Genomic DNA, 5,375 nt, shown 5'->3' on the forward strand with positions numbered 1-5,375 from the left:
GCTGGATATAGCGAAAGTATCAAGAGTCTCACACGAAGTATCAGAGGAAGGTTTTTCCATCTTTGGATGGAGTAAATCATCGTCAGTACGTTGAGTGAGCGACCGGGTTCATGGAACCCGAAAACAGTAACAGGAATTGAACTGAAGAGTTTGATCCTGGCTCAGATTGAACGCTGGCGGCATGCCTTACACATGCAAGTCGAACGGCAGCACGGGGGCAACCCTGGTGGCGAGTGGCGAACGGGTGAGTAATACATCGGAACGTGTCCTGTAGTGGGGGATAGCCCGGCGAAAGCCGGATTAATACCGCATACGATCTACGGAAGAAAGCGGGGGATCTTCGGACCTCGCGCTGCAGGGGCGGCCGATGGCAGATTAGCTAGTTGGTGGGGTAAAGGCCTACCAAGGCGACGATCTGTAGCTGGTCTGAGAGGACGACCAGCCACACTGGGACTGAGACACGGCCCAGACTCCTACGGGAGGCAGCAGTGGGGAATTTTGGACAATGGGGGCAACCCTGATCCAGCAATGCCGCGTGTGTGAAGAAGGCCTTCGGGTTGTAAAGCACTTTTGTCCGGAAAGAAAACCATCGCCCTAATATGGTGGTGGGATGACGGTACCGGAAGAATAAGCACCGGCTAACTACGTGCCAGCAGCCGCGGTAATACGTAGGGTGCGAGCGTTAATCGGAATTACTGGGCGTAAAGCGTGCGCAGGCGGTCTGTTAAGACCGATGTGAAATCCCCGGGCTTAACCTGGGAACTGCATTGGTGACTGGCAGGCTTTGAGTGTGGCAGAGGGAGGTAGAATTCCACGTGTAGCAGTGAAATGCGTAGAGATGTGGAGGAATACCGATGGCGAAGGCAGCCTCCTGGGCCAACACTGACGCTCATGCACGAAAGCGTGGGGAGCAAACAGGATTAGATACCCTGGTAGTCCACGCCCTAAACGATGTCAACTAGTTGTTGGGGATTCATTTCCTTAGTAACGTAGCTAACGCGTGAAGTTGACCGCCTGGGGAGTACGGTCGCAAGATTAAAACTCAAAGGAATTGACGGGGACCCGCACAAGCGGTGGATGATGTGGATTAATTCGATGCAACGCGAAAAACCTTACCTACCCTTGACATGGTCGGAATCCTGCTGAGAGGCGGGAGTGCTCGAAAGAGAACCGGCGCACAGGTGCTGCATGGCTGTCGTCAGCTCGTGTCGTGAGATGTTGGGTTAAGTCCCGCAACGAGCGCAACCCTTGTCCTTAGTTGCTACGCAAGAGCACTCTAAGGAGACTGCCGGTGACAAACCGGAGGAAGGTGGGGATGACGTCAAGTCCTCATGGCCCTTATGGGTAGGGCTTCACACGTCATACAATGGTCGGAACAGAGGGTTGCCAAGCCGCGAGGCGGAGCCAATCCCAGAAAACCGATCGTAGTCCGGATCGCAGTCTGCAACTCGACTGCGTGAAGCTGGAATCGCTAGTAATCGCGGATCAGCATGCCGCGGTGAATACGTTCCCGGGTCTTGTACACACCGCCCGTCACACCATGGGAGTGGGTTTTACCAGAAGTGGCTAGTCTAACCGCAAGGAGGACGGTCACCACGGTAGGATTCATGACTGGGGTGAAGTCGTAACAAGGTAGCCGTATCGGAAGGTGCGGCTGGATCACCTCCTTTCTCGAGCTTCGCACGAAGATATTAAGCGCTCACGCTTATCGGCTGTTGTTTAAGACAGGCTAAGGGTCTGTAGCTCAGTCGGTTAGAGCACCGTCTTGATAAGGCGGGGGTCGTTGGTTCGAATCCAACCAGACCCACCACGAGTCGAGATGCATGACTGGGGGATTAGCTCAGCTGGGAGAGCACCTGCTTTGCAAGCAGGGGGTCGTCGGTTCGATCCCGTCATCCTCCACCAATCTTCAATGCCTAGCGTTCAAGCAGTTGAGCGTTAAGCATTGGCGATTGATAGCCAGTTGATGCCGCAAGCAGGGCAGTACGCTTGTGGGCTAAACGTTCTTTAACAATCTGGAAGAAGTAGTAAAGAGAATCTTCGAAAGCACTTAGAGATGGGTGTGAGTAGGGATTCAGGGTAGTGATTGTATCGAGTATGAAAAAGTGATCGAGAGATCGCTTTGGAATACGGCACAACGCGAATACTCAGCCTATGACGTGGTGAATGCGAAGCAGACACACTCGTTATAGGGTCAAGCGAACAAGTGCATGTGGTGGATGCCTTGGCGATCACAGGCGATGAAGGACGCGGTAGCCTGCGAAAAGCGGTGGGGAGCTGGCAAACGAGCTTTGATCCACCGATATCCGAATGGGGAAACCCACTCCTTATGGAGTACCCATGACTGAATCCATAGGTCATGTGGGGCGAACGCGGTGAACTGAAACATCTAAGTAACCGCAGGAACAGAAATCAACCGAGATTCCCAAAGTAGTGGCGAGCGAAATGGGATCAGCCTGTACTCTTTATCTTCGTGGTTAGCTGAACGCTCTGGAAAGTGCGGCCATAGCAGGTGATAGCCCTGTAAGCGAAAACCGTGAGGAAGAACTAGGGGTACGAGAAGTAGGGCGGGACACGTGAAATCCTGTCTGAAGATGGGGGGACCATCCTCCAAGGCTAAATACTCGTGATCGACCGATAGTGAACCAGTACCGTGAGGGAAAGGCGAAAAGAACCCCGGGAGGGGAGTGAAATAGATCCTGAAACCGCATGCATACAAACAGTCGGAGCCTCGCAAGGGGTGACGGCGTACCTTTTGTATAATGGGTCAGCGACTTACGTTCAGTAGCGAGCTTAACTGATTAAGGCAGGCGTAGCGAAAGCGAGTCCGAACAGGGCGATCAGTTGCTGGGCGTAGACCCGAAACCAAGTGATCTATCCATGGCCAGGTTGAAGGTGCGGTAACACGTACTGGAGGACCGAACCCACTAACGTTGAAAAGTTAGGGGATGAGCTGTGGATAGGGGTGAAAGGCTAAACAAACTTGGAAATAGCTGGTTCTCTCCGAAAACTATTTAGGTAGTGCCTCGTGTATCACCTTCGGGGGTAGAGCACTGTCATGGTTGTGGGGTCCATTGCGGATTACTACGCCATAGCAAACTCCGAATACCGAAGAGTGCAATCACGGGAGACAGACATCGGGTGCTAACGTCCGGTGTCAAGAGGGAAACAACCCAGACCGCCAGCTAAGGTCCCAAAGATTGGCTAAGTGGGAAACGAAGTGGGAAGGCTAAAACAGTCAGGAGGTTGGCTTAGAAGCAGCCACCCTTTAAAGAAAGCGTAATAGCTCACTGATCGAGTCGTCCTGCGCGGAAGATGTAACGGGGCTCAAGCCAGTCACCGAAGCTGCGGATGCGTACGCAAGTACGTGTGGTAGGAGAGCGTTCCGTAAGCCTGCGAAGGTGCGTTGAAAAGCGTGCTGGAGGTATCGGAAGTGCGAATGCTGACATGAGTAGCGATAAAGGGGGTGAAAAGCCCCCTCGCCGTAAGCCCAAGGTTTCCTACGCAACGTTCATCGGCGTAGGGTGAGTCGGCCCCTAAGGCGAGGCAGAAATGCGTAGCTGATGGGAAGCAGGTCAATATTCCTGCACCATTGTTAGATGCGATGGGGGGACGGATCGCGGAAGGTTGTCCGGGTGTTGGACGTCCCGGTCGCTGCATTGGAGAAGGTGCTTAGGCAAATCCGGGCACAGAATTCAAGGGTGTGGCGCGAGCTTCTTCGGAAGCGAAGCAATTGGAAGTGGTTCCAAGAAAAGCCTCTAAGCTTCAGTCTAACGATGACCGTACCGCAAACCGACACAGGTGGGCGAGATGAGTATTCTAAGGCGCTTGAGAGAACTCGGGAGAAGGAACTCGGCAAATTGGTACCGTAACTTCGGGATAAGGTACGCCTCTGTAGCTTGACCAGCCTGCGCTGGAAGGGTGAAGAGGTTGCAATAAACTGGTGGCTGCGACTGTTTAATAAAAACACAGCACTCTGCAAACACGAAAGTGGACGTATAGGGTGTGACGCCTGCCCGGTGCCGGAAGATTAAATGATGGGGTGCAAGCTCTTGATTGAAGTCCCGGTAAACGGCGGCCGTAACTATAACGGTCCTAAGGTAGCGAAATTCCTTGTCGGGTAAGTTCCGACCTGCACGAATGGCGTAACGATGGCCACACTGTCTCCTCCCGAGACTCAGCGAAGTTGAAGTGTTTGTGATGATGCAATCTCCCCGCGGCTAGACGGAAAGACCCCATGAACCTTTACTGTAGCTTTGCATTGGACTTTGAACCGATCTGTGTAGGATAGGTGGGAGGCTATGAAACCGGAACGCTAGTTTCGGTGGAGCCGTCCTTGAAATACCACCCTGGTTTGTTTGAGGTTCTAACCTTGGTCCGTGATCCGGATCGGGGACAGTGCATGGTAGGCAGTTTGACTGGGGCGGTCTCCTCCCAAAGTGTAACGGAGGAGTACGAAGGTACGCTAGGTACGGTCGGAAATCGTGCTGATAGTGCAATGGCATAAGCGTGCTTAACTGCGAGACCGACAAGTCGAGCAGGTGCGAAAGCAGGTCATAGTGATCCGGTGGTTCTGTATGGAAGGGCCATCGCTCAACGGATAAAAGGTACTCTGGGGATAACAGGCTGATACCGCCCAAGAGTTCATATCGACGGCGGTGTTTGGCACCTCGATGTCGGCTCATCTCATCCTGGGGCTGTAGCCGGTCCCAAGGGTATGGCTGTTCGCCATTTAAAGAGGTACGTGAGCTGGGTTTAAAACGTCGTGAGACAGTTTGGTCCCTATCTGCCGTGGGCGTTGGATATTTGAAGGGGGCTGCTCCTAGTACGAGAGGACCGGAGTGGACGAACCTCTGGTGTACCGGTTGTCACGCCAGTGGCATCGCCGGGTAGCTATGTTCGGAAGAGATAACCGCTGAAAGCATCTAAGCGGGAAACTCGCCTTAAGATGAGATATCCCCGGGGCTTCGAGCCCCTTGAAGGGTCGTTCCAGACCAGGACGTTGATAGGTCAGGTGTGTAAGTGCAGTAATGCATTGAGCTAACTGATACTAATTGCCCGTAAGGCTTGATCCTATAACCAGTGTGTTTGTGCGCGCCCCGCGCGCCACCACTGGCGAGTCACGCGTGTGCCACAATCGCCACCCAATTCTTTACCGCTTCTTCCCAGATTGGTTGTGTTGAGCACCTCAACCCAACAACAAGTCATGCCTGATGACCATAGCGAGTCGGTCCCACCCCTTCCCATCCCGAACAGGACCGTGAAACGACTCCACGCCGATGATAGTGCGGATACCCGTGTGAAAGTAGGTAATCGTCAGGCTCCTCATGCGATAAACAAAAACCCCACCCCGCAAAGGTGGGGTTTTTGCGTTT

The 5,375-nt window shown here is 53.4% G+C and carries 2 tRNA genes and 3 rRNA genes; all 5 read left to right on the top strand.

From position 1 onward, the window contains the following. Positions 1–138 precede the first annotated feature (138 nt). A 16S ribosomal RNA gene (locus tag NCS58_RS33920) occupies positions 139–1,670 on the top strand. A 63-nt stretch (positions 1,671–1,733) separates the two neighbouring features. After that, positions 1,734–1,810: transfer RNA gene (locus NCS58_RS33925), tRNA-Ile, on the top strand. A gap of 19 nt (positions 1,811–1,829) precedes the next feature. Further along, positions 1,830–1,905, top strand: a tRNA-Ala gene (locus NCS58_RS33930). Positions 1,906–2,192: 287 nt separating this feature from the next. Then, positions 2,193–5,075, top strand: a 23S ribosomal RNA gene (locus tag NCS58_RS33935). A 134-nt stretch (positions 5,076–5,209) separates the two neighbouring features. Beyond that, positions 5,210–5,322, top strand: a 5S ribosomal RNA gene (gene rrf / locus NCS58_RS33940). Together the 16S, 23S and 5S rRNA genes with 2 tRNA genes alongside form the textbook arrangement of a ribosomal RNA operon. Positions 5,323–5,375: the final 53 nt, after the last annotated feature.

It is taken from the genome of Caballeronia sp. INML3B (assembly GCF_023631305.1).
Taxonomy (GTDB): Bacteria; Pseudomonadota; Gammaproteobacteria; order Burkholderiales; family Burkholderiaceae; genus Caballeronia; species Caballeronia turbans.